Here is a 24,468-nt window from a genome sequence, read left to right on the forward strand (position 1 = left end):
TTCAGGCGAATTGTTCGAGCGCGCGCTTTTCGAGCAGGCGTTCCCCGCGCGGCGGCAAGCCGAGCTTTTTGCGTCCTTCGGCGGGCGTGAGCGCGCGTGCGCCCAGTCGTTCAATGATTTCCACCGCGCGCTGCACGAGCGAGCCGTTCGTCGCGTGCACGCCGCGATCGAGCCACAGGTTGTCTTCGAGACCGACGCGCACGTGGCCGCCGAGGAGCATCGCTTGCGCGACCATCGGCATCTGCATGCGGCCGATGCCGAAGCCGGCCCAGTGCGCGCCGGGCGGGAGGTTGTCGACCATGGCTTTCATCGTGCCGGTGTCGGGCGGGGCGCCCCATGGAATGCCCATGCACAGTTGAAAGAGCGGCGGGTTATCGAGCAGGCCTTCTTTCAGCAGTTGATTCGCGAACCAGAGGTGGCCCGTGTCGAAGATCTCGAGTTCCGGCTTCACGCCGAGTTCCTGGATGCGTTTGGCGCCGGCGCGCAGTTGCGCGGGCGTCGAGACGTAGATGTAGTCGCCGTCGCCGAAATTGAGCGTGCCGCAGTCGAGCGTGCAGATTTCGGGGAGCAGATCTTCGACGTGGGCGAGGCGCGTCAGGCCGCCGACGAGGTCGGTGCCCTTGCCGAAGCGCATCGGGTCTTCGCCCGGGCCGATTTCGAGGTCGCCGCCCATGCCGGCGGTCAGGTTGATGATGACATCGACGTCCGATGAGCGGATGCGGTCTACGACCTCGCGGTATAAGGCCGGGTCGCGGCTGGGTCTTCCGGTGTTCGGGTCGCGGACGTGGCAGTGGGCGACGGTGGCGCCCGCTTTTGCCGCTTCTATCGCCGCTTCGGCTATCTGCTTTGGGGTTACGGGGATCGCGGGATGCCGGCCTGTGGTGTCGCCGGCGCCCGTCACTGCGCACGTTACTATCACTTCGTAGTTCATCTCTTTCCTCTGGTTTGTTAGGGTTCCTGCTTGTTTGGTTCGCTTGTGCTTCTATGGACTTCCTGTTTTCCTGTCGGTCTATTTGCTCTGCCCCTGTGCGGGGCGGCAGTCACTTTCTTTGCTGCTGCAAAGAAAGTAACCAAAGAAACAGCTATCCCCATCCAAAGTACTTCACACCGGCCCCGGCACAGAAACACTCTCGTGGTCCGGCAGTAGCGAGTGCCCTCATAGGCCTAACCGGGCTTGGATCGCGCACGGTCTGACACATCGCGCCGCTTAACTGACTGGTAAGGCGCAATATAGCTCCGGCCCGCTGCGCGGCCGACCGGTCAATCGGGGATGCGCTCGCTTCTTTGCTAACGCTTCCATCTCACTGCATTTGTGATTCGTTGGTGTCCCTCGCATACCCTTCGGCAGCGCGTAGCGCTGTGCCGGAACTCTTTGGTGCTGAACCAGCGCGCTATAACTTCTAGCTTGTCAGACCGTGCGCGGTCCAAGCCCGGTTAGACCTACGAGGGCACTCGCTACTGCCGGACCACGTGCAATCTTCTGTGCCGCGGCCGGCATGAAGTGCTTAGGCTGGGGATAGCTGTTTCTTTGGTTACTTTCTTTGCAGCAGCAAAGAAAGTGACTGCCGCCCCGCATAGGGGCAACGCTAATAAACCAACACGAAAACAGGCAGTCCATAGAAGCCCAAGCAAACCAACCAGTTCCTCCCCCCATCACAGCCCCAAATACTGCCGAACGGCCGGAAGCCCATCCTTCCCATCCACAGTCTTCACGCCTGCGAGCCAGGCATCCAGCACCTGTGGGTTCTTCTTCAGATAAGCCTTCGCCGCTTCCGCAGGCCGTTCCTTCTTCATCACCGGCTCCATCAACCGATTCTCGAGATCAGTCGTAAAGCGAAGATTGGAAACAAGCTTCCCCGCATTCGGACAACGCGTCAGAAAATCCGTATTCGTCAGCGTATAAACGCGCGCCTCGCCATAGTTCGGTCCGAAAACCTCATCGCCGCCGGAGAGATAGTTGATCTTCATCTGGATGTTCATCGGATGCGGCTCCCAGCCGAGAAACACAACCGGCTTCTTCTCGCGGATCGCGCGCTCGACCGTCACCAGCATCCCCGCCTCGCTCGACTGCACGAGCTTGAATCCGCCAAGCCCGAACTGGTTCGTGTCGATCATCTTCTGAATCTTCGCGTTCGCGCTGCTGCCAGGCTCGATGCCGTAGATCGTGCCGCCCAGCTCGTCGCGATGTTTCGCGATATCCGCGAACGTCTTGATGCCGGCATCGTAGGCATAGCTCGGCACCGCGAGCGTCGCCTTCGCGCCCGACAGATTCGGCGGTTCGAGCTTCTGGATGCTCTTCGATTCGAGGAACGGCTCGACCGCCTTCTGCTGCACCGGCCACCAGTAACCGAGCGACACGTCGATCTGCTTGCTCTTCAGGCCCGCCAGCGAAATCGGCACCGACGCGACCGTCGTCCGCGGCGCATAGCCGAGCCCCTCGAACACGATCGATGCAAGCGCGGTCGTCGACGTAATGTCGGTCCAGCCGATATCGACGAAGCGCACGGTGCGGCAGCTCGCGTCCTCCGTGCCCTCCGCGTGAGCGCCCTGCGCCGCGGCGAACACCGCGCACGTCCCGGCGAAAAGCAGTTTCGAAATCAGGCGATGTCTCATGTCTCGCATTCCAGTCAGGGTTGAGTCGTTGCGCCGATTCGGGCGCCGGCGTGCATACAAAGTACCGCCGCATAAAGGCGCCCGAACGCCCGCTTGCGACCGCGACTTGACTGCCTGCGACCTGTCCCCGATCTCGTTTCAGACCGGCGCTGGAATGCGCGCGCAAGCGTGTGTACGCCGATTGAAAGATGCGCAGGGATGCAATCGATGTCCATTGCCGCCATTCGCTCTCCAGAGCACGCATGCAGTGGATCGTGCAAGGTCAATCTTTGCCGAAACGCCACGGTCTCTGTGGTTATTCGCACATTGGAAGGATTTCGAGCGCTGTAACCTCCCGAGCAGAGGGATACGCTTGCCTCGGCAACGGCACGACCACGGGAAAGACAAAGGTCTGCCGCGATACCTGTCGAGTACACGCCATTCAGAACACGTCGCCCAGAGATCAAAGGTGCCAGAAAATGGACCGTCAAGACGCCATTCGAGAGCGTGCGCAACTGTATGCGCGCGAACCGCTGTTTCAGCCGCCCCACGAGCAGGTCCGTGCATCGCGCATGACGGCCTTTACACAGATCTTCGAAAAAGTCGCCGGTGAGCGTTTCGCCAGCTATTCGGAATTACATGCTTATTCGGCGCGTGAATACCGGCAATTCTGGAAATGCTTTCTCGAATCGGCGCGCGATCTCGAATGGTCGGGATCGGATGAACCGGTCTGTATCGGCAGTCAATGCGAAACCGCGCGGTTTTTTCCGAAAATCGAATTGAATTACGCCGAGAATCTGCTCGGCAAACGCATCGCGCCCGACGACGCGCCCGCGCTCACCTCGTGCTACGCCGACGGCCGCCGCATCGCGTACACGCGCGGCGAACTGCGCGAGCGCGTCATGCGTCTCGCGCAGACGCTCTCCGACCTTGGCCTGGAAGAGGGCGACCGCGTCGTCGCGATCATGCGCAACGACGGCGACGCGATCACCGTCGCGCTCGCCGTGACCGCGCTCGGCGCGACGCTGTCCACCGCCGCGCCGGAAAACGGCGTGCAGGCGATCCTCGATCGCTTCGCGCCGCTCGACCCGAAGATGATGTTCGCCCACACGATGCAGCGCCCGTTCGACACGGGCGGCTCCATCTCGGGGCACGTCGCCGCGGTGGCCGCGCAATTGCCGTCGCTGACGGACATCGTCTGCCTGGACGAGACGGATCTGCCGAGCTCGGTGACGCAGCGCCAGCACGAACTGCGCGCGCTGATCGGGCGTGGCGACGCGCAGCGCTTCACGTGGCGGCGCTTCGCGTTCAATCATCCGCTCTTCATCATGTTTTCGTCGGGCACGACGGGCAAGCCGAAATGCATCGTGCACGGCGCGGGCGGCACGCTGCTCGAACACGTGAAGGAGCATCGCCTGCACAGCGACTTCGGCCCCGGCGACAAGCTCTTCTTCCACACGAGCTGCTCGTGGATGATGTGGAACTGGCAGATGTCGGTGCTCGCGTCGGGCGTCGAGATCGTCACCTACGACGGTCCGGTCGCGGCCGTCGACACGCTCTGGCGCCTTATCGCCAGAGAGCACGTGACCGTCTTCGGGACGAGCCCCGCCTATCTGAAGATGAGCGAGGACGCGGGCATCGAACCGGGCACGCAGCTCGATCTGTCCGCCCTGCGCGCGATGATGTCGACAGGCGCCGTGCTCTACGACTCGCAATTCCAGTGGGTCCGCGACCACGTGAAGCCGCTGCAGATGCAATCGATTTCGGGCGGCACGGACATCATCGGCTGCTTCGTGCTCGGCAATCCGAATCTGCCCGTCTATGCAGGCGAAGCGCAGTGCAGGAGCCTCGGCCTCGACGTGCAGGCGTTCGATCAGGGCGCGAGCACGATCATGCCGGGCGAGCTCGTGTGCACGAATCCGTTCCCGTCGCGGCCGCTCGGCTTCTTCGGCGACGACGACGGCTCGCGCTTTCACAAGGCTTACTTCGCCGCGAACGAAGGCGTGTGGACGCACGGCGATGTCATCGAGTTCTCGCCGGAAGGCTCCGCGCGGCTGCACGGCCGCAGCGACGGCGTGCTGAACGTGCGCGGCATCAACGTGAGCCCGGGCGAGATTTACCGCATCCTGAGCGGGATCCACGAGATCCGTCACGCGATGGTCGTGCCGCAGACGGGCGCCAACGCCGGCGACGCGGGCCAGCGCATCGTGCTGCTGCTCGTGCTGCGTCCGGGCGCGCAACTGAACGCGGCGCTCGCCGCGCGCGTGCGCCGCGACCTCACGCGCCAGGGATCGTCCGCGCTCGTGCCGGACGTCATCGTGCAGGTCGACGGCCTGCCGGTCACGCACAACAACAAGCCTTCCGAAGCCGCCGCCCGCGATGCGGTCAACGGCCTGCCCGCGCGCAACGTGTCGTCGCTCGCGAACCCGGAATGTCTGGATCGGATCCGCGAGCATCCGTCGCTCACGCGGGCGAAGCGCGAGCTGCCTGCGCCGGGCGAGTCGGTGGAAGAGATCGAGGCGTATCTGTGCGCGTTGTGGGAGCAGCATTTCTGCTTCTCGCCGATCGGACGAGACGACAACTTCTTCGAGCTCGGCGGCCATTCGCTGCTCGCGGCGCACATGCTCACCGACGTCCAGCGCGCGACCGGGCGCACGCTGCCGCTTTCGACGATGATCGTCGCGCCGACCATCGCACGGCTCGCCGGCGTCCTCGCCGCCGAGCCCGGCACGGTCGCCGGAAACTCCACGCTCGTGCAGATGCGCGCAGGCAGCGGCCGGCCGCTCTTCATGGTGCACAGCATCACGGGCTCGGTGATGGAGTGCCTGACGCTCGCGGGGATGCTGCAGAACGAGCGGCCCGTCTACGGCCTTCAGGCGCTCGGCCTCGACGGCGACGAAGCGCCCCAGCACAGCGTCGAAGCGATGGCGCGGGTCTATGTGGCGCGCATGCGCGAGGTGCAGCCGAACGGGCCGTATGCGCTCGTCGGCTACTCGTTCGGCGGCCTGATCGCGTTCGAGATCGCGCAGCAGCTCGTCGCGGCGGGCCAGAAGATCGAGATGCTCTGCCTGCTCGATACTTACGTCAACGAGCGCTTCCTGCCGTTTGCGCACTGGTCGCGCTATCAGGCGAACGTGGTCGCGGACCGGCTGCGCGAACTCCGATCGCTCGCGCCGCACGCGCGTATCGGCTACATGCTCGGCAAGGCGGCCGCGATCACCGATCGCGTGCGCATGCGCCTGGGCAGACAGGCGCACAGGCCCTCGTCGGGCGCGGCGGACCTGCCGCCCGTGCTTCAGCGCGTGCGCGAATCGATGCGCGTCGCGATGACGACCTACCGGCCGCGCCTCTACAAGGGCGGTCCGATCGTCTACGTGCGCGCGACGATGCTCGACGGGCAGCACGCCGATCCGCTGCCCGTGTGGCAGCGCGTCGCGAAGCACGGCCTGCGGATCATGCTGATCGACGGCAAGCACACCGATCTCGTCGTCGAGCCGCATCTCGCCACCGTCGCGCAGACGGTCACGAACGCGCTTTCCGCCGCCTGAACGGTCATTCGCTCCGGTATCCGGTCCGGCCGCCCTACGGGGCGCGCCGGATTGCGCGCGCATGCTGCACTTGCTAGCGTGGACGGCTCGTTCATCGACCCGCCTTTATCGATCGATCCGATGTCCGCTCCCCACGATTTCCACTTCCTGCTGCTGCCCGAGTTCTCGTCGATCGGCTTCATGTCCGCGATCGAGCCGCTGCGCGTCGCCAACCGCTTCGCGGGCGAGCTGTATCGCTGGCACATTCTGTCCGTCGACGGCGGGCCGGTCGCCGCGAGCAACGGCATCACGCTCAACGCGGAACACGCGTTCGATCAGGTCAGCGATGCGCGCACGGTGTTCGTCGTGTCGGGCTTCGAGCCGCTTTCGGGCTACTCGCGCGCCATCGCCGACTGGCTGCGGCGTCTCGATCGCGCCGGCGCGACGCTCGGCGGCATCGACACCGGCAGCTTCATCCTCGCCGAAGCCGGGCTGCTGACGGGCAAGCGCGCGACACTGCACTGGGAAGCGGCGGCGGCCTTCGCCGAGCGCTATCCGGGCATCGAGACGAGCCAGGAGCTCTTCGAGATCGACGTGCGGCGCATCACGTGCGCGGGCGGCACGGCGTCCATCGACATGATGCTCGACCTGATCGCGCGCGAGCATGGCGCGAGCCTCGCCGCGCAGGTGTCGGAGCAGTTCGTGCTGGGGCGCATCAGGCAGCGCTCGGATCATCAGCGTCTGCAGATCGCCGCGCGCTACGGCATCCACAACCGCAAGCTGATCCAGGTGATCGAGCTGATGGAGCAGAACATGGAAGAGCCGTTGTCGCCCGATGCGCTCGCGGAATCCATCGGCGTGACGCGGCGTCAGCTGGAGCGGCTCTTCTGCGCGTCGCTGAAGGACACGCCGACGCACTTCTATCTCGGCCTGCGCCTCACGCGCGCACGCGAGCTGCTTCAGCAGACCGATATGTCGATTCTCGCGGTATGCGTCGCGTGCGGCTTCGAATCGCCATCGCATTTCTCGCGCACGTATCGCGTGCGCTTCAACACGAGCCCGCGGCAGGACCGCAGCGCATTGCGCGCCGTGGCCCCCGCGCGGCTCGCCGCCGCCTAGAACGAATGGCGCATGCCGACGCGCACATCGGCCTGCGTATTCGACGACGAAGGCGTGAAGCTGTAGCCGATCACCGCATCGATCGGGCCGGACGCGCGCAGATAGTCGCCGGAGACGTACACGTCCGTGCGCTTCGAAAGCAGATAGTGCAGGCCGAGCGAGCCCTGATTCCAGTGATTGCCCTCGAAGCGCGTGTGCTGATAGCCGCCGTAGAGGCTCAGATCGGGCATGAAGCTGTATGACGCGCCGCCTTCATACACCTGCATGTGCGATGTCTGGCCGAGGCCCTTGATCGTCGTGTACGTGAAGTTTCCCGACAGCATCAGATTGCCGATGGTCCACGCCGCGCCCACGGCGAACGCGCCCTGCTTGTCGACGGGAAACGGGTTCGCGCTGTAGAGATCGGTGACGGCGCCCGTCGCCGGATCGACGGACACGGTCGGCTGTCCGAGGAAGGTGCGCGCGCCGATCATCGCGTAGGGATCGAACGCATAGATGCCGTTGGGGTTGTTCAGCTGCGTGTACGCCGCGCCCATGTTGAACGTGCTGGCGGTATAGTGCGCGCCCACGCTCCACGCGCTGTTTTGATGGAAGTTGCCCGCCTGATTGCCGAACGAGTACATGCCGCCGAAGGTGAAGCCGCCGAAGTCGTTCGACAGGAACTTGATCGAGTTCGGCAGGCGGTCGCCGTTCATGCGGTCGAAGTCGCCCTGGTGGATCGCATAGCCGCTCGCCCACGCCGAGATGTTGTAGAGATAGACGAACTCCTCGGTCATGTCGAGCTGATTGCCGAGCGATACCGTGCCCCACTGGTTCTTCAGGCCCACATAGGCCTGACGGCCGAACTCCGCGCCGCCGAATGCGTACTGGCCGTTGCCGAGGTGAAAGCCCGACTCCAGCACGAAGATCGCCTGCAGTCCGCCGCCGAGATCCTCGACGCCGCGAAAGCCGATGCGGTTGCCGTAGGAAATGCCGTCGTCGAACTTCACGACGTGCGAGCCGCCGGTGTTGCTGACCCAGGTGATGCCCGCGTCGAGAATGCCATAGAGCGTCACGCTGCTTTGTGCATGTGCGACCGTCGGCACGCTCGCCGCGCCCGCGGCCAATGCGAGGCCTGCGAACTTCGCGGCATGTCCTTTTTTCATGTGCTGGTCCTTTGCTCGTCTCGTCGATATTGCGTTGGAAAAAGCGCTGCCCTGCCCTCGTGCGCATGGCGTGAAGGCATATCGCAAGCTGACGCTGCGGGGAACTGCGGAACTCGTTCTGATCTGCTACGCGGCGAAATGAAGCATTGCGCCGACGTGGTTAAAAATAAGGTTCCATATATATGGAGGCTCGACCGATTGCGACGCGAATCTGTCCAGTTGCGACTACGGCAACAGCAGGGTTTGCGTCGATAGAACGATTTCGAATTCGGACATGCCCGATAGCAGCGAACGAGACCGGCTCCCATACTCCCGAATCTGTAAAAAAGCCGCATTCCTTCGTTTCGCTTCCGCAATCGATACATCCATGACTACCCGCTGCCTGAGCCTCCTTCACGTCGACGCACCGCACGTTCTCAACAATCACAGGCACTACGCCTCGCACATGGGCTACGAGCACGCCACCGTGTCGGTGGCAGGCTTGCCGGGCAGCGCCCACGGTCTGTTGCTCAAGTACGAGGTCATCCTGCAGCACTTGCGCCGGATGCCCGAGATGGCGCTGCTCGTCTGCATGAGCGAAGACTGCATCGTGCTCAACATGCTTCCGGTCGAGCCTATCGCCGCTGGCCGTCAACACGCGCTCATGGCGGTGTCCGGCAGCAGTGAAGCACATCAGACCGCCGTGCAAATCTGGCGCAATACGGCGGACATTCGCAGGTTCATCGTCGGATGCATCGAAAAATGCAAGCTCGGCCGCACCGCGCAAAACGAAGTCGAACTGCTTTCGCCGCTCGACCACATCGAAGCGCATGGCGAGCGCGGCGGCATTCTGTGCACGATGCACTGCGGTCCGCGTTTCGAGCCTCACTGGGCCCGCCACGCCAATCTCTGGACGATCGTGCTCGAAGAAGGGGACGCATATGGCGGCATTCATTCGAGCTTCCGCGACGCGCTCGCCGGGCATGTCAACGATTGCCAGCAAAAAGGCACGCCGCTCTTCCGCTTTGCCGACGAGTCCGCCGAACGGAACGAGGACTTCAGCGTCTACAACCCCGGCAAGCCCATCGCGCTCGTGACTTACTACACGCCCAACGTGCGCGCGTACGGCGCCGTCGCCGAACGGAACATGCGCCGCTATTGCGAACGCCACGGTTACACGCTCTACGTCTATCGCCAGACGCCCGCCGAAGTCGGGCCGGGCACATCCGGCACATGGCTCAAGCCGTGGTTCCTGCGCAAGCATCTGCCGCATCACGAATGGATGTTCTGGGTCGATGCGGACATTCTCTTCTTCGATCAGCGCAAGCCGCTCGAGACGCTGCTCGACGGACGCGACATCGTCGCGGCGCATGACATCGGCCCGTGGGCCATCAACGCGGGCTTACTGGGCTTTCGCCGCAAACCCGCGACGATCGCCTTCGTCGAAGAGATCTACGCGCACGTGAACGCCGCGCCCGACAAGTCGAGCACTTACGCGAACGGCGGCGACCAGACCATCATCGCGAATCTGCTGACCGAACGTCTCGGCTGGAAACTCGAAAACGGTCTCGACTGCATGAGCATCAACACGCCGTGGTATTTCCAGCAGGCGGATAGTCTCATGGTGCATTTCGTCGCGATCGTCTCGCCGCTGCGCGCGCTTCTGATGGCCGAGCAAGATCGCGCCAGCATGCAGCTCGGCTGACGCGTTCCACCGCTTCACGTCACTTCACGCCGAGCGCGGTCTGAACGGCTTCCAGGCCGTTCCCGCCGCTCGCCGTGGTCACGCCGTCGAGCCACGACTTCAGCAGTTCCGGATGACGCTTCAGCGCATCCGTGGCGGCGGCATCGACATGGGTTTTCTTCTCCAGAACCTCGGTGATCACGCCGTTTTCCAGATCGACGTTGAACGCCATCTGCTTGAACAGCCGGCCCACATTGGGGCACTGCTGCTCGTAGCCGCTGCGCGCCACGGTGTTCACCGTCGCGCCGCCGTAGTTCGGGCCGAAGTACTTGTCGCCGCCATCGAGATACGCGAGCTTGAACTTCGTGTTCATCACATGCGGCTCCCACGCGAGAAAGACGATCCACTTCTTCTCGCGCACCGCGCGCTCGACCTGCGTGAGCATCGCGGTTTCGCTCGATTCGACCACTTTCCAGTCGCCGAGGCCGAAGGCCTTGTCATCGACCATGCGCTTGATGTTCTGATTCGCGGGCGCGCCCGGCTCGATGCCATAGATGCGGTTATCGAACTTGTCGGCATTCTTCGCGAGATCCGCGAACGAATGCACGCCAGCCGCCGCCACGTACTCCGGCACGGCCAGCGTGAACTTCGCGTTGGAGAGATTCGGGCGCACCACGTCGATCGACTTGTCCTCGAAGAACGGCTTCACTAGCGGCGCCTGCGCGGGCATCCAGTTGCCGAGAAAGACATCGATTTGTCCTTTCTTCATGCCCTGATACGTGATCGGCACCGACAGGTTCGCGACGTTCTGCCGATAGCCGAGCGCCTTGAGCACGATGCCGCTCATCGCGTTGGTGGCGTCGATGTCGGTCCAGCCGGGTCCGGCCATGCGCACCTGCGTGCACGACTGCGGCTCGGCGGCGAACGCGTGGAAAGCCACGCAGCTGAGCGCGGCGGCGAAGAGCGCATGGATGAAGCCCTTTTTCATGGTGCGTTCCTGTCGGATGTGGAGTGATGATGGGGATGCGTGCTCAGTGCTCGACGGCCGGAAAGCGCGCCATCGCTTCGAGATCGTCCAGGTCGATGTGATTGCGCATGTAGCGCTGGCTCGCATCGACATGCGGCTGCCAGTCCCATGACTGAATCGTGCCGCGGGTCGTCGCCGCGAAGTGGAAATGGCGGCGGCGCTGGCTCTTCAGCACGTCCTCATGGAGCGCGTCGAGATTCCAGCGGCGCGCGATTTCCGCGCGGAATTCGGCCACTTGCGCGGCGTGACGTTCATCGCTTGCGAGATTCTCGCGCTCGAAGGGATCGGCCTTTACATCGTAGAGCTGATCGGGATCGACGCTCGTGTGAATGAACTTGAAGCGCCCGCGCCGGATCATCACGATGGGCGCGATCGCGCCTTCCGCGAGATATTCGCCGGTCGCTTCGTCGTGACCGCCGGTTTCCCGCAGATGCGGCACGAGGCTTCGACCATCGATGCTGTCGGGCCATGCTTGCGGCGCTTCATCGCGCGCGAGCTCGACGAGCGTCGGCAGCACATCGAGATGCGACACCGAACTCGCCACGCGATGCGCGCGAAACTGCTTCGGCGCATGCACGATCAGCGGGACGCGGCAGCCGCCTTCGAAGAAGGTCATCTTGTACCAGAGGCCGCGCTCGCCGAGCATCTCGCCATGATCCGACGTGACGACGATGATCGTGTCGTCAGCGAGACCGGCCTGCTCCAGCGCTTCGAGGATCGCGGCGAACTGATCGTCCACATACGAGATGGCGCCGTAATAGGCGCGCCGTGCGTTGCGAATCTGCCGCTCGGTCGGCGGCGTGCGATCCGCTTCGTACACGTGACGCAGACGCTTCGAATGCGGATCGCACGCATCGAGCGAATCGCGATACGAAGGCATGTCGATGTCCTCATCGCGATACATGTCCCAGTACTTGCGCGGGATCGCATACGGATCGTGCGGATGCGTCAGCGACGCGACCATCATGAAGGGCCGCGCGTCCTTGCCCGCGTTGCGCTCGCGCGCGATATCGAAGAGCTTCTGACGCGTCGTGAAGGTCACTTCGTCGTCGAAGTCGAGCTGGTTCGTGCGCACGCACGGGCCCGCGTCGATCACCGAACTCATGTTGTGATACCAAGTCGGGCGCGCGTCGGGGTTCTGCCAGTCGGGCGTCCAGCCGAAATCGGCGGGATAGATATCGGTCGTGAGACGTTCCTCGAAGCCATGCAGCTGATCCGCGCCGCAGAAATGCATCTTGCCCGAAAGAATCGTGCGATAGCCTTCGGCGCGCAGATAATGCGCGAAGGTCAAGGTCTCCGAGGGGAATTCGGCGGCGTTGTCGTACGCGCCGATATTCGAAGGCAGCTTGCCCGCTAGCAGCGAGAAGCGGGAAGGCGCGCATAGCGGGCTTGCGCAATACGCGGATTCGAACACGACACCTTCGCGCGCGAGCGCATCGATGCGCGGCGTCTTCGTCACCCGGTTGCCGTATGCGGAGAGCGCGAAGGGCGTGAGCTGATCGGCCATCAGAACAAGGATATTTTGTTTCGTCTCAAGCATGAATGCGTGCCTCGAATAGAATCCGGAACAGTGGGCTCGAATGTCGACCGAGCCTTCGACGTCACTATTGCCGTTCAAATCGCGGCTGTGAAGACAGCAAAACGTTATGCGTTCATAAGGGGGAGTTATGCCGCGGCCGGACCGTCTGCCGCCCATGCAGGCGCTGCTCATGTTCGAATCCGCCGCGCGCCTCGCAAGCTTCACCGCCGCGGCCCGCGAACTCGGCTCCACGCAGCCCGCGGTGAGTCAGCGCGTCGTGCAACTGGAGGAGTCGCTCGGCGCGGCGCTCTTCGAGCGCGGGCATCGCGGCGTCACGCTCACGGAGGACGGCGCGCGGCTTTTCGATGCGGTGCGTCAAGGCCTCGACATCATCCGCGCGGCGACGTCCGATATCCGCTCGCGTCACACGCAGCGCACGCTCACGCTCTCGACGGACTTCGGTTTCGCCACCTACTGGCTGATGCCGCGCCTGCCGCAATTCAAGGCGCTGATGCCCGACGTCGACGTGAAGATCATCACGTCGCAGAGCCTGCCGAGCGCATCGGGCGACCATGCGGACGTGGTCATCGCGTTCGCCGATACACACGCAGACTGGGGCACGAAGAGCGCCGTGAAGCTCTTTCCCGAGCGGGTGACGCCGGTGTGCAGCCCGGCGCTGATCGCGGGCGCAAAGGCGCCCGTTTCGCCCGCCGATCTGCTCACGCTGCCGCTGCTGCATCTGGAGCCCACATTTCCGGAGCGCTGGCTCTCCTGGAGCGCATGGTTCGAGGCGCATGGCCTCGCCGCGCCGCCCACGCACGGCGGCTTCACGTTCAATAGCTACGCGCTCGTCACGCATGCGGCGGTGATGGGCCAGGGCGTCGCGCTGGGCTGGGCGCCGCTCGTCGACGAGCTGATCGCGACGGGCCAGCTCGTCGCGCTCTGCGATGCGCCGCTCGTCACCGATCGCGGCTACGTGCTCGTCACGCCGCGCGAGCCGGCCGCCGCCGTGCGCGCGTTCAGCGAGTGGCTGCTCGACGAATGCGACGTCGCCGGCTGACGCTTTCGTACTAGCTGCGCGGCGCATCGCTTCTATCCGCCGGGCGCGCGTGTTTGCTTTACTAGCGAGTACGCTCGCCGCATTTCGCGGCGGTGCAACCATTCGAATGTGGAGCACGCATGGCAGCCGATTCCCGCTTTGATCAACTGGTGCTTACCGTTTCGTGCCCGAGCGCGGCGGGGCAGGTCGCCGCCATCGTCGGCTTTCTGGAGCGGCATCACGGCTATATCGACGAGCTCACCGTCTTCGATGACGACCTTTCCGGACGCTTTTTCGTGCGCTGCGTGTTTCATGGCGCGAAACCCGAGGAAGCGCTCGATCTGGCGATGTTGCAGCGCGAATTCGGGCCTATCGCCGACGGTTTCTCGATGACCTGGGCGATGCACGATCTCGCCGTGCGGCCGAAGGTGCTCATCATGGTGTCGAAGCTCGAGCACTGTCTCGCCGATCTTCTGTTCCGCTGGCGCATGGGCGAGCTGAAGATGGATATCGTCGGGATCGGGTCGAATCATACGGATCTCGCGCATCTGGCCGAGCAGCATGGCTTGCCGTTCCATCATCTGCCGATCACCGCCGATACCAAGCCGCAGCAGGAAGCGCGTCTGCTCGATCTCTTCGACACGTCAGGCGCGGAGTTGATGGTGCTCGCGCGTTATATGCAGATTCTTTCCGGTGAGACGAGCCGCCAGCTCGCGGGGCGTGCGATCAATATTCATCATTCGTTCCTGCCTGGGTTCAAGGGGGCCAAGCCCTATCATCAGGCGCATACGCGCGGGGTGAAGCTCATTGGCGCCACCGCGCATTTCGTCACCGACGATCTCGATGAAGGACCGATCATCGAGCAGGAAGTCGAGCGCGTCGATCATTCTTATGGTCCGGAACGGTTGCTTGCCACCGGGCGGGATGTGGAGTGCATTACGCTCGCGCGGGCGGTGAAGGCGTTTATCGAGCGGCGCGTGTTTATCAATGGGGAACGAACGGTGGTCTTGCGTTAGTCCGTGCGGGCGCGATCGAATGAAGCGGCGCGTGCCGCTTCGCCCGGCTCCGTGAAGACGCGATCGCGCAATTGCTGGATGCTTTGCTCGCGCGCCTGCGGCGTCAGTGCGCTCGCGTCGATCTGCGCGCGCTGTGCGGCGTAGGCGTCGTACTTCGCCTGCCACGCCAGATCGTCGCGCCGGACTTGCGCGACGCGCTCCGCCGCGTCGGCGCCGAGCGTCTGCGTGAGCGCGTCGCGCACCTGCTCCGGCGAACCGTTGGTGCTTTGCGCCCGCGCGACTTCGTCGATGACCTCCTGCTTGCGCTTCGCCTCCGCGCGTTCCGCGCGTTCCCCGGCAGGCAGCCCCTGATCCAGCGCTTCCATGTGCCCGGTCTTCTGCTGCGCGCTCAAGGACGTATCCTGCGCGATGGCGAGACGCGCGGCGTCGACGCGCTGCACGGCGAGCTCGTCGCCGAAGAACGCGTCGGCCCAGTCGCCGAGCTCGCGCGTCGCGAGCATTTCGCGCTGCGCCAGCACGCTCGTCACCTGCTGTACATCGATCTCGCGAGGCTGTGAGCTGTCGAGCTTCGCGTCGGATGGCTTGCCACCCTTTTCCAGCTCTTCGAGACCCTTCAGATATCGTCGGTAATGATTCCAGACATCGAGCGCCTCGGGTTGCGCCGGCGTGTCGTCCAGTTGAGCGGCGATCTCGCGCTCGACGAGCGCGTCGAGCACCTCCGGCTCGAGATCGCTCTGCGCGCTCAGGCAATAGTCGAAGAATTCCCGCGCCGCGCGAACTTTCGCCAGGTGGCCGTGCTCGTCGAGCGGCAGTCGCGGTGCGTTCGAGCCGGCAAGCGACTGGGGAAGCCCTCGCTGCGCCGGCGCGATGCCTTCATCGACGGATGACGACGACGCATTTCGCACGCTGGCGGCGACGGCAGGTGCGCGAGCCGCGACGGCATCGACACGCTGCCCGTGCCACGCGCTCAAACCCGCCGCCCCCAGCAGCGCGGCACCGAGACAAGCGAAAAGAACCGGCCTTGCCATCGCTCAGACGCCCGCGGACTTGAGCCGGTTGGCATGCGTGCGAATGACCGCGACCGGATCTTCGGCGAATAATCCGCGAATGCCCAGCAACTGATTGATTGCGTCGATGTGATTCCATTTGTAGCTCGTGCTGAGGACTTGTCCATAGAGCGAGCTGCACACTGACACGAGACCGTCGTTCGGACCGGCGTTGCGATTGAGCATCTCCGTGCCGGTCAGGTAGAACACGGGCGTCGACAAATCCAGCAAATTGGCGAGATCGAACAGCGGGAACGTGCTGATATCCTGGCCGAGCGTGATATCGAAGAGCTTGGCGGCAGGCTGAATCGCCGAACCGGTCCACGAGTAATACAACTGCTGCGCCCCGCCCACGGTCGCGCTCGCCGCGCCCGTCTTGCACGAGCCCGGCGCGCCGAGTGCCGCGGTCGGGTAGCTCGCATTGAAGCGCGCGGTGCCCGCGCTCGTGAGCGTCTGAAGCGCGAGATAGGCGTCCTGATTCGAGTTGTGCCCGCTGTTGGTGACGGTGCCGAACAGATTGAAGAACGCCGCCAGCACTGGCGTGGCGAGACCGGTGGGATCGGCCTTCAGTTTCTCCAGGAACAGGTCCGCGAACTCCGAACCGCGATGCGGCGTCGCGATGGTCGTCACGGATGCAACGAGGCCCGGTGCCACCGTTGCGACGTAGCGGCTCGTCAGGCCGCCCTGGCTATGGCCGACCAGATTGACCTTTTGAGCACCGGTCACGGCCAGCACGCGCTTCACATAGGCGAGCAGTTGTTCGCCTCGTCCGTTGGGGCCGTCGTCGGCCTGAAAGCCGGAAAGACTCGCCACATAGACCTGCGCGCCATGCTGCTGCAAATCCGTTTGAATTCCGTACCAGTAATCCAGCACGCCGAGATACTTGTCCGTTCCAGTCAAGCCGTGCACGAGAATGATCGGATACTTCGTCTGCGCGTATTGATCCGCCGCGCTCGCCGGCATCGCGGCGCCCAGCGAAAGCACGGCGAGCGCGATACGTAGAGCAATGGGCATCAGCAGCGCGCGGGCGCAAGCACGGATTCGCGCGACGATCGGTAGAGGCATGCTGTGGATCTCCTGTTCTCTGAATCTTTTCTTTGGGATCCGAAATGATTCACAAAATACCTGCCTCGATCCAATCAGAAACTTCGGAAAACATACGACGTCGAGTTGATCGGCTCGCCTGTGGCGCGATTCATCGACCGCGCAAGATAAAAAAGGGCGCTGCCCGATCGCAGCGCCCTTAGCGTCGCCCAACGCTCAAAAGCTTACTTGGTCCAGCTATCCACCCGATCCCCATGCGCGCTGATCCACGCATCAGCCGCGGCCTGCGGCTTCTCTCCATTCTGCGTGGCGAGCATCACGCTATCGATCTCACCCGGTTTCCACTGAAACTTCTTGAGAAATGCCACCACCGGCGGAGCCTTCTTTTCGAGCTCGGGATTCACGACGCTATCCACGTGCTCAGCTTCACCGAAAACCTTCTTCGGATCCTCGAGGAACTTGAGCTTGTACTTCGCGAACATCCAGTGCGGCTTCCAGCCCGTCACGATGATCGGCTTGTTCGCAGCCTCGGAGCGCGCCAGTTCCGCCGTCATCGCGCTGCCCGAGCTCGGCAGCAGCTTGTAGTCGAGGTTGTAGGCCTTGATCGCTTCGCTCGTCTTCTGCATCACGCCCGCGCCCGCATCGATACCGACGATGCGCGAATCGAACTCCGCCTTCTTCGCTTCGAGATCGGAAAGACTGTTGACGTCGACATTCTCCGGCACGATCAGACCGATCTTCGCATCCTGAAAGTTCGGACCGAGATTCACGACCTTGCCCTTGAAGTTGTTCCAGTACGCCCCGTGCGTGACCGGCAGCCACGCGGAGAGCGTCGCGTCCAGATCGCCGCGCGCGACGCCCTGCCACATCACGCCCGCCGCCACCGGCACGAGCTGCACCGGATAGCCGAGCTTCTTCTCGATGATGCGCGCAGCAACGTTCGACGTCGCCACGCTATCGTCCCAGCCTTCGACGTAACCGATCTTGATAGTCGGCTTGTCAGCGGCGTTCGCCCCAAAGCTCGCGGCGAGGGCGGCGGTCATCGCCCCGAGTACGAGCATTCTTCTCATCGGTTTCATCAGGTTTCCCCTTTAGCGGCCCCACGCCGTGTAGCGAACAGAATCACCAGCCAGAATTGATACGTAACGCGCTTTTCCGACACTCAATTGTTCAGAAACGACGCGCCTCATGTGCACGACCCAGGACCTCACTTGTCGACGACGAGATCGGTCAAAGGCTTGCTGCAGCACAGCAGCACCATGCCCTGATCGATCTCGCGCTGACGAATGCCACCCGCATGCTTCATGCTCACTTCGCCGGACACGAGCTTCACCTTGCACGTTCCGCACATGCCCTGCGTGCACGACGAAGGCAGACGCACACCGGCCTTCTTCGCGGCATCGAGCACGTGTTCGCCGGTGCCGCATTCGATCTCGCGGCGGCTCTTCGCGAAGTTCACCTTGAACTTCGTGTCGATCGGAGCGGCTTCTACTGGCTCTGCTTCGACAGACGCGGCTTCGACAGTCTCCGCCTCGACAGGCTCGGTCGGCGCGGGCGCGAACCCGACCGCTTCCTCACGCGCTTCGACGAAATCCGTCTCTGTGGCGATCGCTTCGGCGACATGCGCGGTCGTGAGCTCGGCCGCAACTTCCTCGACGACGCCGAACGAGAAGCTTTCCTCGTGATAGTGCTTGCGATCGAAACCACCTTCGTCGAGCAGATTGCGCACTGCCTTCATGTAAGGCGTGGGACCGCACGTGAAGATCTCGCGCTCCAGAAAATCAGGCGCGATCAGCTTCAATAGCGGCAAGGTCAGAAAGCCCGTCACGCCCGGCCAGTTCGTGCGTGCGCCCACCCGCTCGCACACGAACGACGTGCGGAAGTTCTTGTGATTCGATGCGATGAGATCGAGCTCACGCGAAAAGATGATGTCGTCCGGCGTGCGCGCGCTGTGCACGAACACGATGTCCGCATCGTCGCCGAGTTCGTGATGCGCGCGGCTCATCGACATGAGCGGCGTGATGCCCGATCCCGCCGACAGGAACAGATACTTGCGCGCCGGATGACGCGCGCACGTGAACTCGCCCGACGGCCCGAGCACGCGCACGGTGGCGCCCGCCACCATGTTGTCGTGCAGCCAGTTCGACACCGGCCCGCCCGGCACGCGCTTCACCGTGATGGAGATCGTGTGCGGACGTGTCGGCGCCGACGAGATCGTGTAGCAGCGGTTGATCTGCTCGCCGTCGATCTCGAGTTCGAGCGTGATGAACTGCCCCGGCTCGAACGCAAACGTGCGTTCGCCCGGCGCCTTGAAGAAAAAGCTCTTGACGTCGTGCGTTTCCTGCCGGACGTGACAACAGACGAGCGTCTCGTCCGTATCGCAATCCCAGCGCACGGGCAGCGTCCCCCAGAATTTCGGCTGGGTGACACGGCTGTCGGTCGGCTCGAACGTAGCCTGATCGCGCATCATGTTCTGCTCCTGCTTGCTGCTGTTCGAACGCGCTTAGCGCATGAAGGAAACGACTTTCTCGCCGTGCGATGCATCGACGCCCTGCTCCGGCGTATTCGCATATTCGGCAAGACGTCCGATGTACCACTCACAGAACTTCTCGACGAGTCCTTCCGTGAACGGCGAGTACGGACCCGGCTCGTACGCGTTGCTCGCGACGCCGAGCTGCGAATACTCGACGAGCGTGCGGTCCTGATCGTTCGTCGCGCGCCACACAGCCGTGAGATTGTCGACGTTGTAGTCGATGCCCTCGCGCGCATCCTTGTGCACGAGCCATTTCGTGCGCACGAGCGTTTCGCCCGAGGCGAGCGGAATCACGCTGAACGAGACGATGTGATCGCTCATGAAGTGATGCCACGAGTTCGGCTGCGTCCAGAACGACAGACCGCCCAGGTCCGCGCGCTCGAAGCCGCCGAGCAGCTTCTTCGATGCCACTTTCGCATCGAGCGTCTGCGATTCGCCGTCGCGATCGAGCGGCAGGCGTTGCGTGCGGAAGCCCGTCACGAGATCGGCGAGGCGCTCAATTTCGGCGGACGGCAGGCACATGGCTTCCCATTGCTTCGTGCGCTCTTCGACGGTCTTCTCGAACGCAGCCATGCCTTCCTCGTTGGCGGGCGAGCGCTGATAGCCGAAGCCGTATTCATAGAGCGAAATGGTCAGCTCGGGATGGTTCGCGACGCAGTGATAGCACTCGCGGTTGTTCTCCATCGTGAGCTTCCAGTTGCCCTTCTCGACGATATCGATGCTCGCCGCGATCTTGCAGTCCTTGAGGCCGTGCGGCAGCATGTACGGCTCCATCGCTTCGCGCATCACGGCGAAATCGGCGGGCGGCTCGTCGGCGAGGCAGATGAAGATGAGGCCCGCGAGATTCTGCACGTGCACCTTCTTCAGGCTGTGCTTGCAGCGGTCGAACTGGTCGCCCATGTGCTCGGCGAACATCAGGTCGCCGGAGAGGTTGTACGTCCAGCTGTGATACGGGCACACGATATTGCCGAGCGACCCTTTCTCCTCGTTGCACAGACGCGCGCCGCGGTGGCGGCACACGTTGTAGAACGCGCGGATTTCCATATCGTCGTCGCGCACGATCAGGATCGAATCGTTGCCGATCTCGACCGTCGTGTAATCGCCCGGCTCGGGAATATCCGGTTCCACGGCAACCTGGATCCAGGTCTTGCGGAAAATCGCATCGAGGTCGAGCGCGTGAATCTCCGCGCTCGTATAGAACGGCGCCTCGAGCGTATGGCCCTTTTTGCGGCGTTCGATCATCGCGCGAACGTCTGCCGAAACTTTCATCGTGTGCTCCGTTTTGCGTCACGTCTGGTGCCCCGCCAAACACCTTTGAACGCGGGCTTCTGCTTTCGTATGTGGGTCGTCCGGCCGGGGCCGGAAATCAATAGTCGACGAGTTGATGCTCGCGCAAATACGCCAGAATCACTTGTGCTTTTTCGACGGAACTCCCTTCAATTACGACGCTGCCGCCGCGGCTTTCCGTCGTCGTCGCGGACAGCATCCGCGAGTGGCCCGAACGCTTCTCGGGCGCAGCGAGTTTCTTCGGCTTCGCAGTGATCGCGCCGACGCTCCATGCCGTGTTTTCCCTATCGGCCGGCGCGGTCGCGGCGACCGGCGCGACATGCCCTTCACGCATGCGCGCATAGGCATAACGCGGCGCAGCATTGGCGAGCGGATGCACGGCGACGAGCGCGGGCAGTTGCGCGCGCACGCGGCGGCGCAAACCCTTCGGCATGAACTGGCGCACTTCGACGCCTTCCTTCGTCACGCTGACATCCACGGCCGCGCCGACGAGCGGCACGTTCAACGCATCGGCGAGCTTGTAAGGCAGCGTGCCGCTGTCGAACGCGCCCTCGGCGCGCGTGCCGGTGAACACGAGGTCGTAACCGGCGAGCCGCTGCGCGAGCGCCGCGCAGGCATCGCCTTGCGTGTTCAGCACCTCGACTTGCGGCGCGCCGAGCGCGAGGTATTCCTGCAACGCAGGATTGGCCGGATCGCCCGCATGCAGCACGTCGAGCTGCGCGTGATGCGTTTTGGCGATATCGATGGCGATCGTCAGTGCGGCGGCATCGTTGCGGCTGTAGCGCGCGGTGCCGCTGACCGGATGACGCCCGGTGGAAACGAGAACGGCGATCTTCATGCTGCAACTCCTTCGGCGACATGCGCGGTCTGCACGATCGAACCACCGTTCGCACGCGCGGTGCGCGCGGCGGCGGCTGCATCGGTCAGCGCCTTGATCGTTTCCTGCGTGTCCGCGACGATCGTCAGATTCGCGCGCTTCGCAATGGGCGCGCTGGCATCGAGATTCACGGCGATCACATGGCGGCAATCCTTGATGCCCTGCAAATGCTGCACGGCGCCCGAAATGCCGAAGGCGATATACACGCTCGCCTCGACGGTCTTGCCGGTCGCGCCGATCTGCTTGTCGCGTGTGAACTTGCCGTCGTCGACGGCGACGCGGCTCGCGCCGATCGCGGCGCCCAGCGTGCTCGCGAGCGTCTCGAACGCAGGGATATCGGTGACGCCGTTGCCCGCCGAGACGATGAAGTCCGCCTCTTCCAGCGCGACTTGCGCGGCGTCCATTTCCTCGATGCCGAGATCGACGTAAGCACTCACTTTCGATGCCGGCACCAAGCTTTCAGCACTCACCGCCTCGCCCGCGCCGACGAACGGCAGCTTCGCATCGACGGCATTGGCTGCAAGCAAAACAACTTCGGGCAAGGCACGCGATGCGATCGCGCGGCCCGCATGGGCATACGATGCGACGTGCGCGGCATCGAGCTCGACGACGTGCGTCGCGATCGATACATCGGCGCGTGCGGCGTAGCGTCGGCCGAGATCGCCGTCGCCCGTCGCGTTGTCGGGCATGAAAATGTGCGCGGGCGTGTAAGCCGCGACGCATGCCGTCAGCGCGCGCACTTCTTCGTCGGGTGCGTAATTGCGCCGGTCGAACGCGGGCAGCTCGATGAAGCGGTCCGCGCCCAGCGCGGCGGCATCGTCCTTGAACTCGCCGAATGCAACCAGCACGACTTCCGTCTGATCGTCCGCGAGCAGCGCGGCAGCGGCGAGCGCCTGGCGTGCGTGATCGTCGAGTGCGCCGCGGTCCGTGTGCGCCGCGACGAGCAGCGAGCGCGTCGCGGGCTTCGTCGTGCGGCGCGGCTTCACGGCTTCCTTGTGGCCGCCGTGCGCGAAATCGAGCACGACGCCATTGCCGACTTCACCGAGCGTGATGCGCTTCAGTCCCGCCGCCGTGACGATGAACGGCCGGCGCGGATCGATTCGTTTGATGTCGTTCATGGCTTTACTCCAGCGCGGCGGCAACGAGCTCCGCCACGTCGAGCACTTCGGGACGAGGACCGACCACGCCTTCGAGCATCGCGGTGCATTGCGGGCAACCGACGGCGACCACTTCCGCACCGATCGACTTCGCATCGGCGATACGGATATCGGGAATGCGCTGCTTGCCGGGGATATCGGTCAACGGCGCGCCGCCGCCACCGCCGCAGCAGCGTGCGCGCATGCCGTGACGCTCCATCTCGACGACCTTGATGCCGATGGTCTTCAGCAGCTTGCGCGGCGCTTCCGTCTCGCCGTTGTAGCGGCCGAGATAGCAGGGATCGTGATACGTGATCTTCTTGTCGTTGAACACGGCGGCGGCCTTCGGCGAGAGCTTGCCTTTCTCGACGAGCTCGGCCATGAACGCGGTGTGATGCTGCACTTCGTAATAGCCGCCGAGCGCGCGATATTCGTTGCGCAGGCTGTGCAGCACGTGCGGATCGGCCGTGACGATGCGACGGAACTGGTATTGCGACAGCGTGTTCATCAGCTTCGACGCGCATTGCTGGAACGTGGCTTCATCGCCCAGACGCCGGGCGGTATCGCCCGTATCCGTTTCCGCGCCGCCGAGCACCGCGTAATCGACGCCCGCCTTGTTCATGACCTTCGCCAATGCACGCAGCGTGCGTTGATAACGCATGTCGAACGCGCCTTCGCCGGCGATCAGCAGCACATCGACAGGACGTCCCGGCTGCGCGACCTGCACCTGCAGATCCACCGACCAGTCGTAACGCGCACCGATGTCATAGCCGTTCTGACTGCCCGTCTCACGCAGATTCGCGAGCGTGATCGGACCTTTGCCCGGCACATTGCCTTCGACGAGCGTCTGGTTGCGGCGCATGTCGACGATCGCATCGACGTGCTCGATCAGCATCGGGCACTCCTGCACGCAGGCGCGGCAGGTCGTGCAGGACCAGATCGTGTCCGCTTCGATCATCTGCGAGATCAGCGGCTTGGCCGGACCGCCCGAATGCCTGCCGACCGGGATGCCGGGCGTCGGGCTGCCCGCGTATTGCGAGTCGGAACCGCCGACCATGCCGACGACGAGATCCTGAATCAGCTTCTTCGGATTGAGCGGCTGGCCCGATGCGAACGCGGGGCACGCGGCTTCGCACTTGCCGCACTGCACGCAGGCATCGAAGCTCAGCAGCTGGTTCCAGCGAAACTCGACCGGCTTGCCGACGCCATATTCCTTCGCATCGAGCACGGGCTTCTTCAGGGCCGTCGGCGGCACGACTTCCTGGCCGGTCTTTTCCTTGAAGCGCTCCTGACGCGGATGAAACGCGAGATGCAGCAGACCCGCCATCGCGTGCTTCATCGGGCCGCCTTGCGCTGCGCCGAACGTCATCGTGTACGCGCCCGCCGCAATCAGCAATGCGACGATGATCGCCAGTGCGCCGGACATCCACGATGCGGGCAGCAGCATGAACAGCGCGAGGCCGAGCGCGAACGAGCCGAGCAGCAAGGGCAGACTGTCCCACGGTCCATGCGACAGACGCGCGGGCACGTTCTTCGCGCGACGGCGCTTGTACACGAACGCCGCACCGACGAGCATGATGATCGCCGCGATGAAAATCGCCTTATCGAGCCACGGCGAGTAGATCGCAAGACCGTAGTTGATGAAGACGAGCGCCATCGCGAGAATCGCGCCGCCGGCAGTGGCGACGTGCGTCTTCGCGATATACGGATCGCGCGCCACGACATGATGCAGATCCACGAAATAGCGCTTGGGGATGGTGAGCAGGTTCGCCCATCCGTACACGCCTGCCGCCGTCGCGCGGCCTTCACGCCAGTAGGCTGCGCGCTTGAGCAAGGCGAACGCGAGGCCCGCCATCGAAAGCCACAGCAGCGCGGTGATGACAAACACGGGGTTCATC

At 63.8% G+C, this 24,468-nt stretch carries 18 protein-coding genes; 5 read left to right on the forward strand and 13 right to left on the reverse strand.

The window, feature by feature from the left end; translation table 11 throughout:
• Position 1: 1 nt before the first annotated feature.
• Together cdhC and AWB78_RS28130 are read right to left on the reverse strand one after the other, a co-directional pair.
• The gene (gene cdhC / locus AWB78_RS28125) at positions 2-931 is read right to left on the reverse strand and encodes a 3-dehydrocarnitine:acetyl-CoA trimethylamine transferase CdhC (protein WP_062609433.1); all 930 of its coding nucleotides are present in this window, start codon (positions 929-931) and stop codon (positions 2-4) included.
• A gap of 722 nt (positions 932-1,653) precedes the next feature.
• A complete protein-coding gene (locus AWB78_RS28130) occupies positions 1,654-2,613 on the reverse strand; it encodes a choline ABC transporter substrate-binding protein (protein WP_062609434.1) in 960 nt (319 codons plus the stop codon).
• A 458-nt stretch (positions 2,614-3,071) separates the two neighbouring features.
• On the opposite strand from AWB78_RS28130, the gene AWB78_RS28135 reads away from it, so the two are divergent.
• Positions 3,072-6,140, forward strand: a complete 3,069-nt coding sequence (locus AWB78_RS28135) for an acetoacetate--CoA ligase (RefSeq protein ID WP_062609436.1) — start codon at positions 3,072-3,074, stop codon at positions 6,138-6,140.
• A gap of 120 nt (positions 6,141-6,260) precedes the next feature.
• Positions 6,261-7,238, forward strand: coding sequence for a GlxA family transcriptional regulator (locus AWB78_RS28140; protein WP_062609473.1), 978 nt, complete (start codon positions 6,261-6,263; stop codon positions 7,236-7,238).
• On the opposite strand, the gene AWB78_RS28145 is transcribed toward AWB78_RS28140, so the two are convergent.
• A complete protein-coding gene (locus AWB78_RS28145) occupies positions 7,235-8,383 on the reverse strand; it encodes a porin (RefSeq protein WP_062609437.1) in 1,149 nt (382 codons plus the stop codon). The genes AWB78_RS28140 and AWB78_RS28145 overlap by 4 nt on opposite strands.
• A gap of 367 nt (positions 8,384-8,750) precedes the next feature.
• Between AWB78_RS28145 and AWB78_RS28150 the strand changes: the two genes are divergently transcribed.
• A complete protein-coding gene (locus tag AWB78_RS28150; RefSeq protein ID WP_062609438.1) occupies positions 8,751-10,067 on the forward strand; it encodes a glycosyltransferase family protein in 1,317 nt (438 codons plus the stop codon).
• 19 nt (positions 10,068-10,086) lie between these two features.
• Here AWB78_RS28150 and AWB78_RS28155 read toward each other — a convergent pair whose 3' ends face one another.
• The gene (locus AWB78_RS28155) at positions 10,087-11,034 is read right to left on the reverse strand and encodes a choline ABC transporter substrate-binding protein (RefSeq protein WP_062609439.1); all 948 of its coding nucleotides are present in this window, start codon (positions 11,032-11,034) and stop codon (positions 10,087-10,089) included.
• Between the two features lie 43 nt (positions 11,035-11,077).
• Entirely contained in the window at positions 11,078-12,613 is a 1,536-nt protein-coding gene (gene betC, locus AWB78_RS28160) for a choline-sulfatase (RefSeq protein ID WP_062609440.1), read from the reverse strand.
• Between the two features lie 127 nt (positions 12,614-12,740).
• On the opposite strand from betC, the gene AWB78_RS28165 reads away from it, so the two are divergent.
• Positions 12,741-13,652, forward strand: coding sequence for a choline sulfate utilization transcriptional regulator (locus AWB78_RS28165; RefSeq protein WP_062609441.1), 912 nt, complete (start codon positions 12,741-12,743; stop codon positions 13,650-13,652).
• Positions 13,653-13,771: 119 nt separating this feature from the next.
• Positions 13,772-14,647, forward strand: coding sequence for a formyltetrahydrofolate deformylase (gene purU, locus AWB78_RS28170; RefSeq protein ID WP_062609442.1), 876 nt, complete (start codon positions 13,772-13,774; stop codon positions 14,645-14,647).
• Here the strand turns inward: purU and AWB78_RS28175 are convergent.
• The 8 genes from AWB78_RS28175 to AWB78_RS28210 all read right to left on the reverse strand — a co-directional run bounded on the left by AWB78_RS28175 (position 14,644) and on the right by AWB78_RS28210 (position 24,467).
• Positions 14,644-15,675: a lipase secretion chaperone gene (locus AWB78_RS28175; RefSeq protein WP_062609443.1), complete on the reverse strand. Its 1,032-nt coding sequence runs from the start codon at positions 15,673-15,675 to the stop codon at positions 14,644-14,646. The two genes, purU and AWB78_RS28175, sit on opposite strands and share 4 nt — an antisense overlap.
• Before the next feature lie 3 nt (positions 15,676-15,678).
• A complete protein-coding gene (locus tag AWB78_RS28180) occupies positions 15,679-16,758 on the reverse strand; it encodes a triacylglycerol lipase (RefSeq protein WP_062609444.1) in 1,080 nt (359 codons plus the stop codon).
• Between the two features lie 203 nt (positions 16,759-16,961).
• The gene (locus tag AWB78_RS28185; RefSeq protein WP_062609445.1) at positions 16,962-17,816 is read right to left on the reverse strand and encodes a glycine betaine ABC transporter substrate-binding protein; all 855 of its coding nucleotides are present in this window, start codon (positions 17,814-17,816) and stop codon (positions 16,962-16,964) included.
• Between the two features lie 128 nt (positions 17,817-17,944).
• Positions 17,945-19,207 carry a 2Fe-2S iron-sulfur cluster-binding protein gene (locus AWB78_RS28190; protein WP_062609447.1) on the reverse strand — a complete coding sequence of 421 codons (1,263 nt, stop codon included), beginning with the start codon at positions 19,205-19,207 and terminating at the stop codon, positions 17,945-17,947.
• A gap of 33 nt (positions 19,208-19,240) precedes the next feature.
• Entirely contained in the window at positions 19,241-20,539 is a 1,299-nt protein-coding gene (locus AWB78_RS28195; RefSeq protein ID WP_062609448.1) for an aromatic ring-hydroxylating oxygenase subunit alpha, read from the reverse strand.
• 97 nt (positions 20,540-20,636) lie between these two features.
• The gene (locus AWB78_RS28200) at positions 20,637-21,395 is read right to left on the reverse strand and encodes a drug:proton antiporter (protein ID WP_062609449.1); all 759 of its coding nucleotides are present in this window, start codon (positions 21,393-21,395) and stop codon (positions 20,637-20,639) included.
• Positions 21,392-22,552, reverse strand: a complete 1,161-nt coding sequence (locus AWB78_RS28205; protein ID WP_062609450.1) for an electron transfer flavoprotein subunit alpha/FixB family protein — start codon at positions 22,550-22,552, stop codon at positions 21,392-21,394. Before AWB78_RS28205 ends, AWB78_RS28200 begins: the two co-directional genes overlap by 4 nt.
• Before the next feature lie 4 nt (positions 22,553-22,556).
• Positions 22,557-24,467 (reverse strand): (Fe-S)-binding protein, encoded by a 1,911-nt coding sequence (locus AWB78_RS28210; protein WP_062609451.1) that lies wholly within the window; start codon positions 24,465-24,467, stop codon positions 22,557-22,559.
• Position 24,468 lies beyond the last annotated feature (1 nt).

Source organism: Caballeronia calidae (assembly GCF_900044055.2).
GTDB classification, from domain to species: domain Bacteria; phylum Pseudomonadota; class Gammaproteobacteria; order Burkholderiales; family Burkholderiaceae; genus Caballeronia; species Caballeronia calidae.

Excerpts from the sequence above, each read along its gene's own strand:
- AWB78_RS28165 (WP_062609441.1), top strand. The coding sequence starts at position 12,741 with ATGCCGCGGCCGGACCGTCTGCCGCCCATGCAGGCGCTGCTCATGTTC.
- AWB78_RS28145 (WP_062609437.1), bottom strand. The coding sequence starts at position 8,383 with ATGAAAAAAGGACATGCCGCGAAGTTCGCAGGCCTCGCATTGGCCGCG.
- AWB78_RS28175 (WP_062609443.1), bottom strand. The coding sequence starts at position 15,675 with ATGGCAAGGCCGGTTCTTTTCGCTTGTCTCGGTGCCGCGCTGCTGGGG.
- cdhC (WP_062609433.1), bottom strand. The coding sequence starts at position 931 with ATGAACTACGAAGTGATAGTAACGTGCGCAGTGACGGGCGCCGGCGAC.
- AWB78_RS28195 (WP_062609448.1), bottom strand. The coding sequence starts at position 20,539 with ATGAAAGTTTCGGCAGACGTTCGCGCGATGATCGAACGCCGCAAAAAG.
- AWB78_RS28200 (WP_062609449.1), bottom strand. The coding sequence starts at position 21,395 with ATGAAGATCGCCGTTCTCGTTTCCACCGGGCGTCATCCGGTCAGCGGC.
- AWB78_RS28205 (WP_062609450.1), bottom strand. The coding sequence starts at position 22,552 with ATGAACGACATCAAACGAATCGATCCGCGCCGGCCGTTCATCGTCACG.
- AWB78_RS28135 (WP_062609436.1), top strand. The coding sequence starts at position 3,072 with ATGGACCGTCAAGACGCCATTCGAGAGCGTGCGCAACTGTATGCGCGC.
- betC (WP_062609440.1), bottom strand. The coding sequence starts at position 12,613 with ATGCTTGAGACGAAACAAAATATCCTTGTTCTGATGGCCGATCAGCTC.
- AWB78_RS28185 (WP_062609445.1), bottom strand. The coding sequence starts at position 17,816 with ATGAAACCGATGAGAAGAATGCTCGTACTCGGGGCGATGACCGCCGCC.
- AWB78_RS28150 (WP_062609438.1), top strand. The coding sequence starts at position 8,751 with ATGACTACCCGCTGCCTGAGCCTCCTTCACGTCGACGCACCGCACGTT.
- AWB78_RS28155 (WP_062609439.1), bottom strand. The coding sequence starts at position 11,034 with ATGAAAAAGGGCTTCATCCATGCGCTCTTCGCCGCCGCGCTCAGCTGC.
- AWB78_RS28180 (WP_062609444.1), bottom strand. The coding sequence starts at position 16,758 with ATGCCTCTACCGATCGTCGCGCGAATCCGTGCTTGCGCCCGCGCGCTG.
- AWB78_RS28130 (WP_062609434.1), bottom strand. The coding sequence starts at position 2,613 with ATGAGACATCGCCTGATTTCGAAACTGCTTTTCGCCGGGACGTGCGCG.
- AWB78_RS28140 (WP_062609473.1), top strand. The coding sequence starts at position 6,261 with ATGTCCGCTCCCCACGATTTCCACTTCCTGCTGCTGCCCGAGTTCTCG.
- AWB78_RS28190 (WP_062609447.1), bottom strand. The coding sequence starts at position 19,207 with ATGATGCGCGATCAGGCTACGTTCGAGCCGACCGACAGCCGTGTCACC.
- purU (WP_062609442.1), top strand. The coding sequence starts at position 13,772 with ATGGCAGCCGATTCCCGCTTTGATCAACTGGTGCTTACCGTTTCGTGC.
- AWB78_RS28210 (WP_062609451.1), bottom strand. The coding sequence starts at position 24,467 with ATGAACCCCGTGTTTGTCATCACCGCGCTGCTGTGGCTTTCGATGGCG.